Annotated in this window: 16 protein-coding genes and 1 pseudogene; 8 read left to right on the forward strand and 9 right to left on the reverse strand. The window is 67.9% G+C overall.

Going from position 1 to position 18,902, the window contains the following annotated elements:
* Position 1 precedes the first annotated feature (1 nt).
* The 3 genes from BWQ92_RS15650 to glgX all read right to left on the reverse strand — a co-directional run bounded on the left by BWQ92_RS15650 (position 2) and on the right by glgX (position 4,078).
* Complete coding sequence (locus tag BWQ92_RS15650; RefSeq protein ID WP_076800942.1) at positions 2 to 667, reverse strand: class F sortase; 666 nt, start codon at positions 665 to 667, stop codon at positions 2 to 4.
* A 24-nt stretch (positions 668 to 691) separates the two neighbouring features.
* On the reverse strand, positions 692 to 1,615 hold the full coding sequence (locus tag BWQ92_RS15655; protein ID WP_076800943.1) for a hypothetical protein: 924 nt from the start codon (positions 1,613 to 1,615) through the stop codon (positions 692 to 694).
* Positions 1,616 to 1,912: 297 nt separating this feature from the next.
* Entirely contained in the window at positions 1,913 to 4,078 is a 2,166-nt protein-coding gene (gene glgX / locus BWQ92_RS15660) for a glycogen debranching protein GlgX (protein WP_076800945.1), read from the reverse strand.
* A 216-nt stretch (positions 4,079 to 4,294) separates the two neighbouring features.
* Between glgX and BWQ92_RS15665 the strand changes: the two are divergent.
* The 6 genes and pseudogenes from BWQ92_RS15665 (at position 4,295) to BWQ92_RS15690 (ending at position 12,289) form a co-directional block, all read left to right on the forward strand.
* Positions 4,295 to 5,511: pseudogene (locus tag BWQ92_RS15665) on the forward strand (MFS transporter).
* 268 nt (positions 5,512 to 5,779) lie between these two features.
* Positions 5,780 to 7,321 carry an ABC transporter substrate-binding protein gene (locus tag BWQ92_RS15670; protein ID WP_076800946.1) on the forward strand — a complete coding sequence of 514 codons (1,542 nt, stop codon included), beginning with the start codon at positions 5,780 to 5,782 and terminating at the stop codon, positions 7,319 to 7,321.
* A gap of 43 nt (positions 7,322 to 7,364) precedes the next feature.
* Positions 7,365 to 8,306, forward strand: a complete 942-nt coding sequence (locus BWQ92_RS15675; protein ID WP_076800948.1) for an ABC transporter permease — start codon at positions 7,365 to 7,367, stop codon at positions 8,304 to 8,306.
* Positions 8,299 to 9,144, forward strand: a complete 846-nt coding sequence (locus tag BWQ92_RS15680; protein WP_076800949.1) for an ABC transporter permease — start codon at positions 8,299 to 8,301, stop codon at positions 9,142 to 9,144. The genes BWQ92_RS15675 and BWQ92_RS15680 overlap by 8 nt, the downstream gene beginning before the upstream one ends.
* Positions 9,137 to 10,891: an ATP-binding cassette domain-containing protein gene (locus BWQ92_RS15685; RefSeq protein ID WP_083706339.1), complete on the forward strand. Its 1,755-nt coding sequence runs from the start codon at positions 9,137 to 9,139 to the stop codon at positions 10,889 to 10,891. Before BWQ92_RS15680 ends, BWQ92_RS15685 begins: the two co-directional genes overlap by 8 nt.
* Before the next feature lie 15 nt (positions 10,892 to 10,906).
* Positions 10,907 to 12,289, forward strand: coding sequence for an MFS transporter (locus BWQ92_RS15690; RefSeq protein ID WP_076800951.1), 1,383 nt, complete (start codon positions 10,907 to 10,909; stop codon positions 12,287 to 12,289).
* A 74-nt stretch (positions 12,290 to 12,363) separates the two neighbouring features.
* Here the strand turns inward: BWQ92_RS15690 and BWQ92_RS15695 are convergent, their stop codons facing one another.
* The 6 genes from BWQ92_RS15695 to BWQ92_RS15715 all read right to left on the reverse strand — a co-directional run bounded on the left by BWQ92_RS15695 (position 12,364) and on the right by BWQ92_RS15715 (position 18,084).
* Positions 12,364 to 13,044, reverse strand: a complete 681-nt coding sequence (locus tag BWQ92_RS15695; protein WP_236782977.1) for a hypothetical protein — start codon at positions 13,042 to 13,044, stop codon at positions 12,364 to 12,366.
* Between the two features lie 337 nt (positions 13,045 to 13,381).
* Complete coding sequence (locus BWQ92_RS15700) at positions 13,382 to 13,930, reverse strand: hypothetical protein (RefSeq protein ID WP_076800952.1); 549 nt, start codon at positions 13,928 to 13,930, stop codon at positions 13,382 to 13,384.
* Between the two features lie 58 nt (positions 13,931 to 13,988).
* Entirely contained in the window at positions 13,989 to 14,312 is a 324-nt protein-coding gene (locus BWQ92_RS23870; protein WP_172804296.1) for a hypothetical protein, read from the reverse strand.
* Positions 14,313 to 14,731: 419 nt separating this feature from the next.
* Positions 14,732 to 16,021 (reverse strand): aminotransferase class I/II-fold pyridoxal phosphate-dependent enzyme, encoded by a 1,290-nt coding sequence (locus BWQ92_RS15705; RefSeq protein ID WP_076800954.1) that lies wholly within the window; start codon positions 16,019 to 16,021, stop codon positions 14,732 to 14,734.
* Positions 16,018 to 16,875 carry a class I SAM-dependent methyltransferase gene (locus tag BWQ92_RS15710; RefSeq protein ID WP_076800955.1) on the reverse strand — a complete coding sequence of 286 codons (858 nt, stop codon included), beginning with the start codon at positions 16,873 to 16,875 and terminating at the stop codon, positions 16,018 to 16,020. Before BWQ92_RS15710 ends, BWQ92_RS15705 begins: the two co-directional genes overlap by 4 nt.
* Before the next feature lie 252 nt (positions 16,876 to 17,127).
* Complete coding sequence (locus BWQ92_RS15715) at positions 17,128 to 18,084, reverse strand: phosphatase PAP2 family protein (protein ID WP_076800957.1); 957 nt, start codon at positions 18,082 to 18,084, stop codon at positions 17,128 to 17,130.
* A gap of 159 nt (positions 18,085 to 18,243) precedes the next feature.
* Between BWQ92_RS15715 and BWQ92_RS23620 the strand changes: the two genes are divergently transcribed.
* Together BWQ92_RS23620 and BWQ92_RS15720 are read left to right on the forward strand one after the other, a co-directional pair.
* A complete protein-coding gene (locus BWQ92_RS23620) occupies positions 18,244 to 18,402 on the forward strand; it encodes a hypothetical protein (protein WP_157365176.1) in 159 nt (52 codons plus the stop codon).
* An 83-nt stretch (positions 18,403 to 18,485) separates the two neighbouring features.
* Positions 18,486 to 18,878, forward strand: coding sequence for a hypothetical protein (locus BWQ92_RS15720; RefSeq protein WP_076800958.1), 393 nt, complete (start codon positions 18,486 to 18,488; stop codon positions 18,876 to 18,878).
* Positions 18,879 to 18,902 lie beyond the last annotated feature (24 nt).

The following is an 18,902-nucleotide window of genomic DNA, read 5'->3' on the forward strand; positions in this document are numbered from 1 at the left end:
GTCAGGATGAGCGTGCCGGGGAGGCCGTGACCACCACGTTCTTGCCCCAGGGGTCCTCGGTGTAGCAGCTGATCAGGACCAGCCGGTTGGGCACGACGTTCCAGATATCGCTGTCCTTAAGCGTGTTCTTGTCGTGCGTCGTGACGGAGTCGATGGTGTACGTCAGCGTCCCCTTTGCCGTCGTCACGGTGACTTCCTTGCCCGCGAGCGACTCGTCGCTGAGCCGGTTGAAGGGCGCATCCCGGCCGTCCCAGCTGTGACCCACGATGTACGTCGTGTTCGTCGAGCCGGCTCCGGGCATGCCGTAATTGGTCAGCCAGTATGCGTCAACCGTGAGCGGGGGAACGAGCGACCCGGACGACATCTCTTCCGCGCTGGGAGTCAGCGGCAGAACCCGGACGTCCAGCCCTGCCGCCATGATCGCCACCGCGGTGGGCGCAGCTACGGCTGCCGGACGCGCAGGTTTGCGGACCGCGCCGGTGCTCTGGGTTGCCACCGCCGAGGCGGTGGCTGAGGGCACGACGGCGGTGCTGCCGCCGTCGTTTGGGGGGACAGCGTTCGACGGCGCCAGGAAGAGAGCCGCTGCCAGACCCGCCGTGGCTACGGCAGGCACGGCAAGCCAGCGCCGGCTGGGCCGGCGCCGGCTGGCCGTGGTTTGCGACTCCAACAACTGATGCCTTAGTGCTGGTGCCTAGTTGCGGCCGCGTTCCAGGCGGCGCATCCGCAGGGCGATGGCGGCAGGCACGGAGATGCCGGCCGCGAGCAGGGCGGCGAGCAGCGCCAAGCCGGGGTGGCCGCCTGGCTCAGTCTCGGCCGCGGTCTGCACATTCAGGCCCTTGTTGGTCGCCACCGTGGCGGTGCCGACCCCTGCTCCGGGGGTGGTGCCGACCCCTGTGGGAGCGGCGGTGACAGGGTTGGCGACTGCCGGCGTCGTGCCTCCCGGCGTCGTGGTGTCCGGCACCGTCACGGGCGGCGTAACAACCGGGTCCACTCCGACAGAGTCCGGATTGCATGCTGCGAGGAACGCTTCAAAGAGCCCCGCAAGGCTGGCTGCGGAGCCTTCGTCCAGCGAGACGGCGGCGAGTTCCTGTTCGAAGGCGGCGACGGCGGTGTCGAAGGCGTCCTTGACGTCAAGGAACTCCTGCGAAGTCCAGGCGGCGTCATACTCCGCCTGGCGGAGCTCCAAAGCGTCCCGGGATTCGCCGCGTGCATCATCTGCTGCGTCGTAGGCAGCCTGCGCCGCTGCGATGGCTTCTGGATCGCCGGACGTCTGGGCCTCTACGAGCGCATCTTCGGCGGCGTCCTTGGCGGCCTCGTCCGCGGCGAGCTGGGCCTCGGCGGCCGTCAGAGCAGCGCCGGGCCCGTCCTCGATAGCCTGCTGCGCCGCCACGTATGCCGCCTCGGCGGAGGCAGCGACCTCCGCGAGGGCGTCGAGGCGAGCAATGCTTTCCTCGGTGATTCCGGCGGCTGCGAGCGCGGCCTCGAACTGGACGGAAGCCTGCTGGCAGGCGGCGTCACCGGGCGCTGCGATGGCTGTCGGAGCCCCGATGAAGAGCCCGCCGGCGAAAACAGCTGCTGACGAGCCAGCGGCGACCCATTTGGATACAGCGGTCATAGTTTGTGTCCCCTCAAACACGAAGCGGCCGCCGGGGCCGTCCCCGGCGGTTTCAGCGCGCGGTAGAGCGGCTCTTGGCGGTTTGCTCCGAAACATTTCCGGGTGGACCAGGCAGGGACGCTCGTACTGCTGATCTCCGGAGTAAGACGGCGAGACCTCAGGTTTACCCTGAACGCCGCCCGAAAGATCGCTGTGGAGCTAAAAATACCTATCGATGCCCGTTGTGGCAAACGTCACGAAGGGTTTGGGGGGAGGCGGCAGGAGGTGAGGGAGCGTTGGTTCAGGCCGGACAGAGGGCTACTCCAACCAAGCGGCCTGCAGGTCGTGGGCCACGGACAGGTTGGGCTCTGGCTGGGTCAGGTCGCGGGCGCGCAGGACGGCCATGGATTTCGCGGCCACCTTCAGCACCGAGCCGGCGTCGATGGGTCCGCGGTCCACTCCTGTTCCGGCGGTGTTGACCACCATGTCCCAGGCCTCGGCGAACTCGCCGGCCGGGAGCGTGAACTTGATGTCGTCGTCGTGCGCGTTGAAATACAGCAGGAAGTTCACGTCCGTGATGCGGCGGCCGCGGTCGTCGCGGCCCTGGATGCCGTCGCCGTTGAGGAACACGCCGATGGTCCGGCCGAAGCCGCGGCCCCAGTCCTCGGGCAGCATTTCGATGCCCGCTTCGTTGAGCCAGACGATATCCGGCAGCTTCTCGCCCTTGCCGCGGCGCACCGGCCTGCCGTCGAAGAAGGTGCTGCGCCGGAACGTGGGGTGCTGGGCGCGCAGCCGGTTCACCGCGGCCGTGAAGTCCATGAGCGGCATGTCCAGGGTGTCCCAGTTGATCCAGCTGAGCTTCGAATCCTGGCAGTAGACATTGTTGTTGCCGTGCTGCGTGCGGCCCAGTTCGTCGCCGTGCGTGATCATCGGCACGCCCTGCGAGAGCAGCATGGTGGCGATGAAGTTCCGCTGCTGCCGTGCCCGGAGCGCCAGGATCTTCGGATCCAACGTCGCGCCCTCCACGCCGCAGTTCCACGAGCGGTTGTGCGATTCGCCGTCGCGGTTGCCTTCGCCGTTGGCCTCGTTGTGCTTCTCGTTGTACGAAACCAGGTCGCGCAGCGTGAAGCCGTCGTGCGCCGTGACGAAGTTGATGGAGGCGACGGGACGGCGCCCCGACCGCTCGTACAGGTCCGCGGAACCGGTCAGCCGCGACGCGAACTCGCCGAGCGTGGCAGGCTCGCCGCGCCAGAAGTCGCGAACGGTGTCCCGGTACTTGCCGTTCCATTCCGTCCACTGCGGCGGGAAGTTGCCCACCTGGTACCCGCCGGGCCCGACGTCCCACGGCTCTGCGATCAGTTTCACCTGCGACACGATCGGGTCCTGCTGCACCAGTTCAAAGAACGTGGACAGCCGGTCGACGTCGTAAAACTCCCGGGCCAAAGCAGCGGCGAGGTCGAAGCGGAACCCGTCCACATGCATCTCGGTGACCCAGTACCGGAGCGAATCCATGAGCAGCTGCAGGGAGTGCGGGTGCCGCACGTTCAGGGTGTTGCCGGTGCCGGTGTAGTCCACGTAGTACTGTTTGTCGTCCTCCAGTAGGCGGTAGTACGCGGCGTTGTCGATGCCCCTGAAGCTCATGGTGGGCCCCAGATGGTTCCCTTCCGCCGTGTGGTTGTAGACGACGTCGAGAATCACCTCGATCCCCGCGCGGTGCAGGGTGCGGACCATCGCCTTGAAGTCCTGCACCTGCTGGCCCATCTGGCCGATCGAGCTGTACGTGTTCTGCGGCGCGAAAAACCCGATGGTGTTGTAGCCCCAGTAGTTGCTCAGCCCCTTCTCCTGCAGGGTCCCGTCGTTGACGAACTGGTGCACCGGCATCAGTTCGATCGCCGTGACCCCCAGCCGCTGCAGGTGCGCAATGACGGCAGGATGCGCAACGCCGGCAAAGGTGCCGCGCTGCTCTTTGGGCACCTCGGGGTGCAGCTCGGTGAGCCCCTTGACGTGCGCCTCGTAAATGACGGAGCGGTGGTAGGGAATCTTGGGCGGCCGGTCACCTGCCCAGTCGAAGAACGGGTTGATCACCACGCCGAGCATGGTGTGCGGGGCGGAGTCCTGGTTGTTGCGGGACGAGGGGTCGCCGAAGTTGTAGGAGAACATCGCCTGGTGCCAGTGCACCTGCCCGGCGACGGCCTTGGCGTACGGGTCCAGAAGGAGCTTGTTGGGGTTGCAGCGCTGGCCCCGGGCGGGATCGTAGGGCCCGTGGACGCGGTAGCCGTACTTCTGCCCTGGCTGGATCTGGGGCAGGTAGCAGTGCCACACATACCCGTCCGCCTCGAGGAGTTCCACGCGCGTTTCGGTGCTGTTCCCGGCTATCAAACACAGCTCGACGGCGGTGGCCGCCTCGCTGAAGAGCGCGAAGTTTGTCCCCATCCCGTCAAAGGTCGCACCCAGTGGATAAGCGCTGCCCGGCCAGACTTCCATGATCACTCCTGCGGCTGTTCAGTTATTCCGAACCATAGTCGATGTCCAATGGGGTCCGCGCGCCTCGCCCTGACTTACAAGGCTAAGCACACTTATTAATTTGGCCAAGGCCCGTTGGGCAGCAGGAGGCGATGTTTATCAAATTGTTTGTGTTTCGAGATTCCCGGAGCCCGCGTCACAGCTGCGCGCGCCGCGCCCGCACCTAGGATGAAGGGGATGACTCCGCCGCCAGACAGCCCGCCGCCCTTCAGCCTCCGCGGCATCGCTGTTCCGGCCTTCGGCCCCGCCCTCCTGTTCAGCGTGGGCCAGGGCGCGATCCTGCCGGTGGTGGCGCTGTCCGCCCGCGAACTGGGCGCGTCCGTTGCCGTGGCCGCCCTGATCGTCACCCTGATGGGGCTGGGCTCGTGGTTTTTCAACCTGCCGGCGTCCATGATCACCCTGAAGTTCGGTGAACGCTGGTCCATCGTGGGCGCGGCCGCCGCCGGTGCCCTGGCCCTGCTGGCGGCCGGACTGTCCTTGGTGATTGGCAACGGACTCTGGCTGCTCGCGGTGGCGATGGCCGTCGTCGGGATGTCCGCCGCGGTCTTCAGCCTGGCGCGGCAGAAGTACCTCACCGAAGCCGTGCCGGTGGAATTCCGTGCCCGTGCCCTGTCCACGCTGGGCGGCGTGAGTCGGATCGGCACGTTCATCGGCCCGTTCATCGGCGCCGCGGCCATGGCCCTGGTTGGCATCAGCGGCGCGTACTGGGTGGGCGTGGCCGGCATGGCCGCCGCCGCGCTGCTGGCCGTGAACGTCCGCGACCTCGTGGCGGTGGACGGCCCCTCCACGCAGGCCGGTCCGGAGCCTACCCTGCGCGGCGTGGCCGTCTCGCATGCCGGCGTCTTCCTGACTGCCGGCGTGGGCATCCTGCTGCTCAGTGCCCTGCGCGCCTCCCGCCAGGTGGTGATCCCGCTGGGCCGACCACCTGGGCCTGGACCCCACGCACGCTTCATTGGTGTACGGACTTTCCGGGGCGATCGACATGCTGGTCTTCTACCCGGCGGGCAAGGTGATGGACCGGCGCGGCCGGCAGTGGGTGGCCATCCCGTCCACGCTGATCATGGGCTTGGCGCTCGTGCTGATCCCACTCACGGCCGGGTTCACCGGCCTGCTGCTGGCGGCCCTGCTGATCGGCTTCGGCAACGGAATCAGCTCCGGCCTGGTGATGACCCTCGGCGCGGACTTCTCGCCCAGCCGCGGCCGCGGGCAGTTTCTGGGCCTCTGGCGCTTCATGGCCGACGCCGGCTCCACCGGCGGACCCTGTCCTCCTCTCCGTGGTGACGGCTGCGGCCTCCCTCGGCGCCGGGGTGACGGCCACAGGAGTACTGGGGTTCGCAGCGGCAGGTGTGTTCGCCGTCGTACTTCCCAGACTCAGGCACCGGCGCAACTACTGACGCCCGCCGCACCCAACTGGCGCCCTCCCCGCACACCCAACTGGCGCCCGCCCCGCACACCCAACTGACTCGCAGTTGTTGTCGTTTCCAGCCCTCAAAGCGACAACAACTGCGAGTCAGTTGGGCCAAGAGCGCTGATATATTACGACGGCCGAGGGGGCGGTTTTGGGAGCGGGAGTTAGGTTAGCCTAAACTCAGCGTGGCCCTTTCGGCCGTCCGCTCTTGCGCCTGCCGCGCTGCGCAGGCAAATCAATCTAGGTGGTACCCGTTGCGCTCTTCCTTCCCGCTGTCCGTGTCCTTGGGGCTCGCGGCGCTTCTTTCCCTGTCTGCTTGTGGCTTCAGCGGCGAAGCCAGTAAAACCGGCCAGGCGGCCGATCCGAACCAGCGGATCGTCGTGGACAACTTCCGTGCCCCCGTGGCGGACTGGGCGCTGGAGAGCGACGCCGCCTACATCCTCTCCCTGTCCGGCTGCCTCGAAACCCTGACGCGCTACGACGAGACGCAGGGCAAGATCGTGCCTTCGCTCGCCACCGAGTGGAAGCAGGTCTCCGACCTCGAGTGGGACTTCACCCTCCGCGAAGGCGTCAAGTTCCAGGACGGCGCCGCACTCGACGCCAAGGCCGTGGTGACCTCCCTGCAGAACGTGCTCGACGCCGATGTCCCGGCCCGCGCGTTCAGCCCCAAGGTGGTCAAGGCCGTCAAGGCCATCGACGAGAACACCGTCCGCGTGACCGCGCCCACCGAGAGCCCGCTGGTTCCCTACCGGCTGGCGAGCGTCAACACCGGCGTCCTGTCGCCGGCCGCCTTCAAGGGTGCGAACGTGGATCCGTTCGGCCACTGCACCGGCCCGTTCAAGCCCGTGTCAGAGAAGCCGAAGCAGTCCTTGACCCTGGACCGCAACGAGGACTACTGGGGCGGGGACGTGCAGCTTGCCGGCGCCGAGATCCGATTCATCGCCGACGGCGCCACCCGCACCGCACAGGTGCAGACCGGCGAAGCGGACGTGTCCCTGTCCATCCCGGTGTCGGGCCTGGCTGCGCTGGAGTCGGATTCCAACGTGAAGCTGCTCAAGGCGGATTCGCCGCGGACCGCGACGCTGTACATGAACAACGGACGGGCCCCGTTCGACGACGTTGACTTCCGCAAGGCGGTCCGGTCGGCACTGGACCTGGACGCCCTCGCGGCCAGCGTCTACGAGGGTGCGGCCATCCCGGCCACCGGTCCTTTCGCCCCTTCGGAGCCGTGGGCCATCAAGGATGCCGGGGCGCCGAAGCAGGACGTGGAGGCCGCCAAGAAGCTGCTCGCCTCCGCCGGCTACACTGCCGGCCGGCCGCTGGAGATTGTCGCCATCGTGGAGCGCGCCGAGTTCGCTGACGTGGCCACGGTCATCCAGGAGAACCTGAAGGCCGTGGGCGTTCCGGTGAAGATCACCACCAAGGAGTACGCCGCGGTGGAACCGGACCTGCTGTCCGGCAATTACGACATGGTGCTGAGCCAGCGCAACCGCCTGATCGACATCGCCGATCCCATCGGCTTCCTCACCGCGGACTACACCTGCGACGGCACCTACAACCTCAGCCACTTCTGCAATGCCGAGTACGACAAGAAGATCACGCAGGCCGCCACAACCGCCGACAGCCAGGAGCGTTACCGGCTGTACGCCGAGGCCGGGCAGATCCTCCAGGACCAGGCCGTGAACGTGTGGCTCGTCAATGAACAGGCCATCGACGCCGTTCGCACCGACCTGCAGGGCCACGTCCAGGACCCGCTGGCCAGGTACGTGCTCCGGGCCGAGTCGGCCAAGCCCTGACCGTGACGTTCCCGTACCACGGACCCCGAGAACAGGGTCCGGCATGATGCTGTTCCTCGCCAGAAGAGCGGCGGCCCTGGTGGCCGCCGTTCTTCTGGCGTCTTTCGTGGTGTTCCTCATCCCGTACGTCACCCCGGGCGACCCGGTGCGGAAGATCATCCGTTCCCGGGTGGCCGGCGACGCCATCGATGACTCCGCCGTCGAGTCGGTAGCTCTCCAGCTGGGACTGCAGGATCCGCTGTGGACGCAGTACCTGCGCTGGCTGGGCCGGTTCCTCAGCGGCGACATGGGCCTGTCCTACACCAGCCGGACACCCGTTGCGGAGCAGGTGCTGCCCGCGCTGTGGGTCACGCTCAGCCTGGTGGTCATGGCACTGGCCGCGGCCGCCCTTATTGCTGCCGTCCTCGGCGTCACCGCCGCCCTGAACGAGGGGCGCGCAGCGGACAAGGCCATCACCGCGGTTTCCCAGGCGTTCATCGCGATGCCAGAGTACTGGCTCGCGCCGATGCTGGTGCTGGTCTTCGCGCTGAAGCTGTCCGTGCTTCCTTCCGCCGGTTGGGAAGGCCCGACGTCGGCAGTTCTACCCGTGGCGGTCCTCGCCTTGCGTCCGGCGAGCCATTTCATCACCGCCGTCCGCGACGGCATGCTCGACGCCCTGGGCGCGGACCACGTTACCGCCGCGCGGGGGAGGGGCCTCAGCCACGTGCAGACCCTCCGGAAGCACGTGATCCCGAACGGGCTGCTGCCGCTCACCACCCTGGCCGCCGTGTGGTTCGCCGGCCTGCTGGGCGGCTCGGTCATTATCGAGGTTATTTTCGCCATCCCCGGGATGGGACGGCTCCTGTTCGACGGCGTCCTGAACAACGACATTCCGCTCGCCCAGGGAGGCGTGGTGGTGGTCGTCGGACTGGCCGTCCTGCTCACCACGGCCGCGGACCTGGTCCACGGCCTCCTCAACCCCCAGGTCAGGATGCGGCATGCGTAACCTTCCCCTGCATATCCGGATCGCCGTCATCATCCTGGCCGTCGTCGTGCTGTCCGTGGCCCTGGCCGACTGGATCGCACCCTATCCGCCCGCCGGGCAGGACCTTGCCTCCAGGCTGGCCGCCCCCAGCGGAACCCACTGGCTGGGCACCGACCACCTGGGCCGCGACACCCTCAGCCGGCTCCTCGACGGCGGACGGTTCTCGCTGACCATCGCCGCCCTCGCCACCGTGCTCACCGCCGTCATCGGCACGGCCATCGGCGTGCTCAGCGCCCGGCGGCGGGGCTGGCTGGATGAGTTCTTCACCCGCACCAACGACATCCTGCTGGCCATGCCGGAGATGGTGGTGGCGCTGTTCCTGGTCGCCGCGCTCGGCGCAGGCTACCCCTCGCTGCTGCTGGCCCTGACGGTGACCGGCTGGACGCCCTTCGCACGGCTCGCCCGGGCGCTGGCATACGACGTCTCCGCCCGCGGCTTCATCGAGGCGGCCCGCGTGCTGGGCTGCACGCCCTGGTTCACGGTGCGGCGCCACATCCTGCCGCACCTCGCCGGTCCGCTCATGGGCCAGGCCACGCTCCGGTTCGGCCAGTTCCTGATCAGCGTCGGCGCCTTGTCCTACTTGGGCCTGGGGGTGCAGCCTCCGCAGTCGGACTGGGGCTCCATGCTCGCCGCGGCCCAGCCGTACGCCGTGAGGTCACCGATGACCATCCTGGCGCCCGGCCTGGTGATCTTCGCCGTCGCGCTGTGCGTCACGCTCATCGGCCAGCACCTGGCACGCATGTCCAGCAGCCGGCTGCTGCTCGCGTCCGCCCCCGCACCGGAGGTCACCCATGCCTGACGGCCTGCTCATCGAGGACCTGCACCTCAGTGTCCGGACGCCCTCGGCGCCGTCGGCACGGCCGGTGCTTTCCGGCGTCGGCCTCTCCGTGGCACCCGGCGAGTTTGTTGCCCTGGTGGGGGCTTCCGGAAGCGGCAAGACCATGACCGCGCTGTCCGTCCTGGGACTGCTGCCGCCGCAGATCCACGTGGAGTCCGGGGCCGTCAGCCTGGGCGGGACTGACCTGCTCGGGGTGAGCGGCAGCGAGCTCAACCGGCTGCGCGGCGGCCGGATTGGGATGCTGTACCAGCAGCCCAAACGGATGTTCAACCCGCGCATGACCATTGGCAGCCACCTGGCCGAACCGCTGAAGCTGCACCGCCAGCTGCGCGGACGCCAAGCCAGGGCGCAGGCCCTGGAACTGCTCGGCGGCGTCGGATTCGACGATCCGGCACGCGTTGCCAGGTCGTACCCGCACCAGCTCTCGGGCGGCATGGCGCAGCGGGCCATGCTGGCTGTGGCGATGGCCGGGCAGCCGGAGCTGCTGCTCGCCGACGAGCCGACATCCGCGCTGGACAAGGTGCTGGAGCGGCAGATCCTGGAACTGATCGACACCCAGCGGCGCCGGCACGGGCTCGGGGTTCTCTACATCACCCACGACCTTGCCACCGTGTCCGCGTTCGCTGACCGGGTGGTGGTGATGGACGCCGGCCGGGTCCAGGAAGAGGGCCCGGCCCGGACCGTCCTCGGCGCGCCCCGGACCGCGTGCGCCCGGGAGCTGCTCGAAGCGTGCGCCCTTACCCGCCGCCGCATTGAGGCGGCCGGGGAGGCTCGTGGTGCCGCACCTGCCCGCGACGTCCTGGCGCTGGACAGCGTCACCAAGCGGTTCGGCGGCGACGGGCGCGGCGCCCGGCCCGCCCTGGCGGACGTCTCCCTTGGCCTCCGGGAAGGCGAGATCCTCGGCGTCCTGGGCCAGTCGGGCTCCGGGAAGAGCACCCTGGCCCGACTCCTGGTGGAGGTCGAGGCCCCGGACCGCGGCACCATTAGCCGGACGCTGCCCTCGGGGTACGGAAAGCACGACGGCGGTGGTGCCGGGTCCGGCGCCCGCCGCACCCAGGTGCAGCTCGTCTTCCAGGAACCGCACGACGCCTTCGATCCGCGGATGAAACTGTTCGCCAGCCTGGAGGCCCCGCTGCTGCGGCAGCGGACCCTCAACCCGGACGGGCGCCGGGAGCTCATCCACCAGGCCGTCCAGGACGTGGAGCTGGAACCCGGACTGCTGGAGCGGTACCCGAGCCAGTGTTCGGGAGGGCAGCTGCAACGGCTCACCATCGCCCGCGCGCTGCTGCTGGACCCGGACGTGCTTATCTGCGACGAGGCGACGTCGGCGCTGGACGCCGTGACGCAGCGCAAGGTCCTCGACCTGCTGCTGCGCCTGCACCGGGAGCGCCGGCTGTCGCTGATCATGATCTCCCACGACATGAATGTCATCCGGTACATGAGCCACCGGGTGGCCGTGCTGTACCGGGGAGCCCTGGTGGAACTGGCGCCCACCGCCGACTTCTTCGCCAGCCCCCAGCACGCACACAGCAAGGAGCTGGTGGCTGCCGCCCTCGTCCAGCCGGCGGCCTGCACGGCTCCGGTGGCCTGCGGCGACCTGGCGGCCTGCGTTCACCGGGCGGCGGTCATTGCCTTGCGCGCCCCCGTCACCGGTGCGGCGGATGTGCCCGTCCGCACCCTGGAACTCATCGGCACTCCGGACGAATAAGGATCCACCTGACCCATGCCGTACCTGCCCGAAACACGCATCCTGCTTGGCACCCAACTGGTGTTCAACGTGGGCTTCTACGCGGTCATTCCCTTCCTGGCCGGCGCCATGGGCGGGGATTTCGGGCTGGACGCCGCCGCCGTCGGACTTGTCCTGGGTGCCCGCACGTTCAGCCAGCAGGGCATGTTCCTGTTCGGCGGCCTGCTGGCCGACCGGTGGGGTGCCCGGCGGGCGATCCTGACCGGCTGCCTGGTCCGCATCGCCGGGTACGCTACCCTGGCGGCAGCTTCGGATTTCACGCTGTTCCTCCTCGGCGCCGTGCTGACAGGTGCGGGAGGTGCGCTGTTCTCTCCGGCGCTGGAGTCCCGGTTGTCCCATGCCGACCGTGCTGAACACACCGACGAACGGGGTCCGGGCAAGGGCCGGCGCTCGGTGTTCGTCTGGCTGGCGATCACGGGGGAGATGGGCGCCCTTGCCGGCCCGCTGCTGGGGGCTGCCCTGCTCGGATGGGGCTTTGACGCGGCGCTGGCGGCGGGAATCGTAGTCTTCGTTGCCGTGACCGTGCTGCTGTGGTTCCGGCTCCCCGTGGCTCCGGGGGCTGTTTCGGCGGGAGCGCCGAAGACATCGGGTGCAGGGAAACAGGAAGCCGCACCGGCCCATTCCAACGGCGCGCTCGGATGCCTGAAGAACCGGCGCTTCGTGGCGTTCTGCCTCCTGGCCAGCACCAACATGGTGGCCTACAACCAGATGTATTTCGCGTTCCCGCTTGAGCTGGAGCGGCGGGGCCTGGACGCCTCGTGGCTGGCAATGCTCTTCCTGCTCGCCTCCGTGCTGACGTTGCTCCTGCAGCTGCCGGTGGCCGCGGCCGGCCAGCGGCTGGGGCCGGGACGGACCATGTCGGCCGGCTTCCTGCTCGTGGGGGCTGCCCTGGCGGCGGCCGCCGTGACGTCCGTGGATGCCGGATCCGTCCCGGCGGAAGCTTCCGGTTCTGCGCCGGGCGTTTCCTCCCCGGTCGTTTCCGTGGCACTGATGGCGGGCATCGTCGGCGCGCTGATCCTGGGCCACATGCTCCTCACGCCCACCATCCTGTCGCTGATCCCGCGGTTCATCCCGGCAAAGGGGCCGGCGTCGGGCCGTGGCGCCTACTACGGACTGTCCGCAACGTGCGGCGGCGTGGCCGTGCTGGCGGGAAATGCGGTGCTGGGGTGGCTGCTGGATCTGACCGGGCGTCACCACTGGTGGCCGGGTACACCCTGGCTGCCGATGATCGGGCTCGCGGTGCTGGCCGCGCTCACGCTGCCGCGGCTGCTGCAGGGACTGCACCGCGGCACCACCCAAGGTTCGGCGGCCGCAGCTCCCGAGGCTACAGCTCCCGAGGCGCGGGCCCGGCCCAACTGACTCGCAGTTGTTGTCGTTTTGAGGGCTGAAAACGACAACAACTGCGAGTCAGTTGGGCAAGGGCGAGCGTCCTGTCAGTAGCCGTACCAGCGGCGGAGGGTGCTGTTGACGAGGCCGATCAGCACGGCCGTCCACCAGCACGCCTGTGAGATGCTGAGCGCGATCAGCAGCCGGTTTCGCAGCCGGCGCGCCAGTTCAGTGAAGCGTGTTTCCGGCGGGAGAGCGAACATCCTGTGCATGGCCGGGGCGATGCTCAGCCCGTTCAGCATCAGGACAAGCACGCAGACGAGCTTGATGACGGTCACCGGGTTGGTGAGGTCGGGCTTGATGAGGGCTCCGGAGACCAGCAGCAGTGCCAGCCCGCCCCAGATCAGCGGCTTGGCTGCAGCCTCGAGCTTGGGCGATTCGTGCATTTGCACCTTGCCCATGAGCCACAGCAGGCCGAGCCAGTCGACAACGAGGATGGTGCCGAAGGACAGCACCAGGGCGAGAATGTGGACGGCGAGCCCGATACGGTGCAGCTCCGGGCCGCAGTCCACGAAGTGCCCCACCAGCAGGGAGGCAACCCAGCCGGCGGTGCAGAGAATGCCGAGCAGGAACAGCCGGATGGTCTGCTTGAGGGTGAAGGTACGGATGCGGTTGTCCCGCCTGCGCCGGAATGGGCCGGAAGGGCGCTTGGAGCCAGGCTGGGGCACGGGGGTGGTTGCGGTTGAGGTTTCAGGGCGGGTCAAGGTGGTGCGGGTGTCGGCGATCATAAATGCCGGCCTTTCATCACTGTTGTGCTCCCCTGAGAATGGTGCCGGGAGCGGGCTGGCCGGGACGTTCCGGACAGCAGGGAATTGCTGGGCTCGATTTGGGGATTTAAGGGTGCCGGGAGTGTCAGACGCGCTGCGGCGCAGGCGAGTTTCGGTCTACCTAAATGAATACGATACAGGTTGATTTCCGAATTAAGCAAAGAAAATTTCTCACTCTTCGGCGCGTCGGCTGGAAATTTAACCCTACGTTCAGGTAATGCGCACAATGCGATTAGGGCCGCAGACAACTGCAGAGGGCGCTGCCGCAGAGCGTTTATGCTCCGAGGTAATTTTCGTTTCAGTCGTCGGAACCGTGGCCGCCGCTGTCGTCGTCCGGTTCAGCTGCCTTGCGCTGTCCGCCCTTGTCATCGCCCGGTTCCGGGACCGTGCGCAGGCCACCTTTGTCGTCCTCCGGCTGGACAACGACGGCGGCACCACCGGCGGCGGGCCGGGAACCGGTGGTGCCGGTCGGCTGGGAGCCGGCGGGACCGGCGTCGTTCTTTTCCCCAACAGTGCCGCCTTTACCGTCACCGGGCACGGGCAACGGTGCCTTTTGCCGGCCGCCGTTATCGTCGTCATTGCGGTCCCAGGTTTCCGGCGGCACAGCCGTCTTCCTCGTGGCGGGAGCCGTGCCGCCGCCGGCGGACGCCGCATCCGGCGTCGCCTTAGCGCTGGCGGCGACGGCCGGGGTCGGGGTCCTGCCCGAGCTGTCCGGCAGGAGAATGCTGTTTGCGTTGCCGGTGCCTGCCGGCGTGGTGTTCAGCACCTGCGTGTTGACGGCGAGGGCAGCGGAACCGGTCACGAAGACGCCTGCCACGGCCAGCGAGAGGGCTGCTCGGGTTTTCATGGTGCACTCCAGGGGGTGTCGGAAATGATCGGGTGCAGGGCCCGGGCCGGGGCGGCAGTCACGTGCCGTCCTGGATCTCATGCAAATGCGCCAGCATCGCCTGTTCCGGGTGGCCGGGATGTTCGGAGATGTGCCTGAGCAGCGACAGCCGGATCTCGGGATTCAGGTCGTCGTCGCCGAGGATTTCACCGATGAGCCGCATCAGTTGGCGGTGCAGTATTCCGCCCTGTGGCGCGTGTTGGGGTCCGCGCTGTGGGGTGTGCCCGGCAGCGGGGGCGGCGGGGAGTGCAGCGGATCGGCCGGCCGGATGGCTGGCGGGCCACCGCTCCGGCGTGGGTGGCTGCCAGTGGCTGCCGCCTGGTGAATACGGGTCCGGGCTCATTTTATTTACCTTCCACCTTCGCCGCCCCGCGGGCCCTTCCGGCTGCGCTGAGACCGGCGGCGTTGCCGGCAATCCCCGTTGGCAGGAGGATGTGCCGTCTGACGGTATTGTTCGTCGGCGCCATGGTGGATTGCCGGTGAACCTTGGACTGCGGATCCCCCCGCTGCCGGGTGTGGCGGCAGTGCGCGGCTCCGGGATGGAAACCGGAAGCTGGGGGTCCGGGTTCTCCAAGGTCTAACGGGATTTTCCGAGGAACGGTTGGCACGATCTTTCTATCTGGTCCGCCGCCACAGCCGCGAGTGGCGGTTCAGCCAGTTCGCCGGCCCGGCATCGCACCCCCCTGACATGCCGGGCCGGCAACCCCCAGGCCCTTGGAGCACCCGACTGATCACCAGGCCTTCAATAGGTGGAAGGAACGGTCAGGGCAGCTTCCTCGGGCTGGCGGGAACGATGGGGATCAGCCCGGTCGGCAGCTTGATCTCGGCGTCCTCGGGCCGGTCCTGTCCCGCACGTTCGATGGCCGCCCGGAAGTGGGGCAGGCTCCGTTCCACCATGTCCTCGCTGGCCGTGAGGGATATCCGGAAGAACCCCGGTGTTTCGAACAGGACGCCCGGGAGCACAAAGACGTCCTCCTGGCTGAGGGCCTCGGTGAAGGCCTCGTCGTCCTGGATGGGGGAATGGACGAACAGGTAAAAGGTGCCTTCGGCGGGCCGGAGCCGGTATCCCATGCCGCCCAGCTCCTGGACCATGCGGTCCCGCTTTTGTTGCAGCTGGCCGACGTCGATAGTGAACGTCTCCAGCCGCGGGAGCGCATACTGCAGCACCGCGTTGGGGTAGATCCAGCCCATGGCCAACTGCATCGCCTCGATGGCGGTGCCGAGCTCCTTGCGGTCCGGCATGCTCGGCGGCAGTGCCAGGTACCCGATCCGCTCGCCCGGCGACAGGTGCGTCTTACCGTAGGAGTAGGCCAGCAACGTGTAGGGATAGAACTCCGCCGGGCTGTGGAAGCGGGCGCCGTCGAAGACGATCCTGTTGTACGGCTCATCGGACACCAGGTAGATCCGCCGGCCTATCCGCTCCGACGCGTCGTCGAGGAGCGCGGCCAGCTGGCGGAGGAGCTCGGGCGGGTAGATCCTTCCGGTCGGGTTGTTTGGCGAATTGATGATGACCACGCGGGTCCGCTGCGTGATGGCCGCTTCGATGGCGGCCAGATCGAGGTCGAAGGTTTCGAGGTCGATGCTGACCTTGACCGGGACCAGTCCTGCCTCGACGGCGAGCGGCTCGTAGAGGAACCAGGGCGGCAGGCTGTAGATGACCTCGTCGCCCGGATCGGTGACTGATTTCAGTGCCAGGGCGATGGCGGTGAAGCCTCCGGTGGTAAGGTACAGGTCCTCGGCTTCGAACGGGACCTTCAATAACCGGCTCAGGGAATCTGCCGCCGCCTCCCGGGCGTCCACCTCGTTGGTCTTGTACGCGAACCACTGGTCATTGTGCGGGTGGAGCGCGTCCCGGAGGGCATCAACGTAGGCGTCCTGCGGCATCTGGTGCGGGTTGCCCAAGGTGAAGTCGCAGACGCCGGGCAGATGCTTGCGGCGGGCGTAGGTGGAATGGTTCAGGTGTTCCGAGATCCTCCGGAACGAGGGAATGCCGGCCACCTCAAGGGCGCGGCGCGATGCGGGTGAGCCGGCGGCGGCGGGGGAGTCCGTCACAGCCCGGTTTCCTGGGGCTTGGCATTGGTCTTCGCCGTGAGCAGCAGGTACTCCCACTCCATCTGCGCCGGCGTATCACCGTGGGCTTCGATGTACGTGCCGGCGAGCTCCGTGAGGGCCTCGTCCAGGGCCTTGGCCTTCTCGTCGTCACCGGACAGCGACTTGTACAGGGAGATGGTGGGGCCGTAGTGCGACTTGAAATAGCGCACGAAGTCTTCAGGGTGGCGGAAACTCGTGATGGCCACGGTCCGCTTCTGCGCCCGGATGTCGTCCAGGCGGTCGCCGAACAGCTTGCGGACATGGTCTTCGCTGCCCCACAGCGGTGCGGGCTGCGCGCCGGGCGGTGGCGGCGGAGCGAAGGGCTTCATGGTGGCGAACATCTGCCCGATGAAACCCTCCGGTGTCCAGTGCAGCAGCCCCACGGTTCCGCCCGGCCTGCAGACGCGCACCATTTCGTCGGCGCTCGCCTGGTGGTGCGGGGCGAACATGGCGCCGAGGCAGGACATGACGACGTCGAACTCGCCGTCCGCGAAGGGGAGGTTCTCGACGTCGGCCTCCACCCATTCGAGCTCAACGCCGCGGTCGGCAGCCTGCCGCCGGCCGGCGTCGAACATCTCCGGGGTGAGATCGCTGGCGACAACCCGGGCACCCATCATGGCCGCGGGGACGGCCGCGTTGCCGGCACCTGCGCCCACGTCCAGGACGCGCTGGCGCGGCTTAATGTTGCAGGCCTCCACCAGGATGGCGCCCAGATCCGCGATGAGCTCGCTGGCGAGGGCAGGATAGTCACCCTGCGCCCACATCGCCCGGTGTTTTTCCTTCAGGGCTTTGTCCGCCCCGTCCTGGTCGTTCATGTCCGCGCACCTCTGCTTTCGCAGGCTCAGTTGCAGCACACTGCCGGGTCAGTGGAGGCTGGCCCAGTGAGGCTGTGGCAGTGGAGGCTGTGGTGCGACTTATTGTGGGCTTCACGGCTGGGCTTGTAAAGGTCGCCGGCGCAACCGCGGGACCCAACTGACTGGCAGTAGTTGTCGTTTTGACGCCTGAAAACGACAACAAATGCGAGTCAGTTGGGTGGTAACGCAGGGAGGGGAGGGTGGCGCCTTCCGTCAGTCCCGCCGTCGGACGGCATACGCGAACAGGGACGTCGTGGCCACGGTAGCCAGGTACCCTGCGATCACGATCAGCGAGATGCCCGCCCAGAAGTAGTTGGTGGTGCTGGCTTCCTGGCCGATGCCCGGGGCGATCATGACCAGCGAATACACGGACACCGCAGCCGAAGCCAGCCCGAGCACCGCGGGCAGCCCGATCCACAGCCGCGCCGATCCCCAGTGGCCGTCGAAGCCGTCCCAGACGTTCCACTCACGGCCGTCGTTGCGGAGGATCAGCCAGCCCGCGGGAATCGTGAAGCAGCCCACCACGAGGAACGCCGCCACCACATCCGCCGGCCGGTGCCACTGGTTCACGAGTGTGGACATGCCCGAGGCGATGGCGAACGTGCCGCCCACAAAGCCAGCCAGCGGGCGCCACCGCGGGGACGCCATCAGGAACACGGCCGCCGCCGCGGACGCCGCCAGGGTGGTGTGTCCGGACGGCAGCGAATTCAGCTCCAGGGTCTCCACGCCGCGGTCCGGCCGCACCGGCAGCAGGGCCTTGAGCACCTGCGTGGCGATGTTCGCCGCGATGCACGCCGTGACCGCTATCCCCGCGTCCCGCCAGCGGCGGTGGATCACCGTCACCAGAAGGACGACGACGGCGGCCATCACCAGGGAGATGGTGGGCAGCCAATCCAGGAAGCGGGTGGTCACCTTGCCCGCCGGCCCGTGGATTTCCACCGCCTCAACGAGGGCCGACTCGTCGATGAACTGGCCCGTCGTGGTGCGGACGAAGTAGTAGTAGGTGGCCGCGAGGCCCGTGGCGCAGGCCAAGGTGGCCACAGCAAACAGGAAGCCGGTGCCCGCTGCGAGGCGCATCCGGCCGGCTGACGGCTGGCGGCCCGGCTTCTGACGGCCCTGCTGCTGGCGGCCTTGCTTCTTACGGCGGGGGTCCCTGAGCTGGAAAGTCATCGTTACAAGCGTGTCACAGTTTGCTGGGAGGCGCCTGACCGGCGGGTGGGTGCCGCCCGTTTCCGGGCACCCTCGTCAAGGCGGCGCGGCTCTCGACACTCTCGCACACTCGACGGCGGGCCCCTCGACACGGCTGTGCCGCACGATTACGTTGGGGCCATGAGCGAAAACCCAGACAAGCCCCGCGCCGACCGCGATGAGCCCGCTCGCGAAGAAACCGACCTGAGCACCAAGCTGGACCCGGATTTCATCCCGCAGCAGGGCGAAACTCCTGAAGCGGAGCGCGCCCGGGAGCACCCCGAGGAAACCGGGAGCTGACGACCCGCCGGCGCTAACGACCCCGCCGCTGCTATGAACAGCGGTGGCTAAGAACAGGGCCGGCCGGAGGCTAAAGTTGGTGCATGGGCGGTCTCGTGGATGCACTTGGCCCCATCCTGGAACTAATGACGTGGGTGGGCTTCCTCCCCGGCGTGCCGTTGCTCGTGTGGGGGCTGATTATCGAACGGCGCCGCTGCGCCTGGACCAAGACCACGGGTGAGGTTTACACCGCCGGCGGCTTTACCGGTTTCCGCTGGACCGACCAGGAAAACGTGCCGCGCCAGACCCTCGTCGATTCCGACGTGGCACGGGGGCTAGTGGCCGGAACCCAGGTGGAGCTCCATTACGACCTCTGCCACCCTTCACGGTGGGGCCTGAAGCCGCCCAAGCACGACAACCTCATTCTGATCCTCGGCTGGATCCTCACCGGCGTAGGCGTCCTGAGCTTCATCGGGGGATTTGTGGTGCTGCTCTGAGGCTCCTGCCTCTTTTGTAAACCG

This window comes from Arthrobacter sp. QXT-31 (genome assembly GCF_001969265.1).
In the GTDB taxonomy this organism is placed as follows: Bacteria; Actinomycetota; Actinomycetes; order Actinomycetales; family Micrococcaceae; genus Arthrobacter.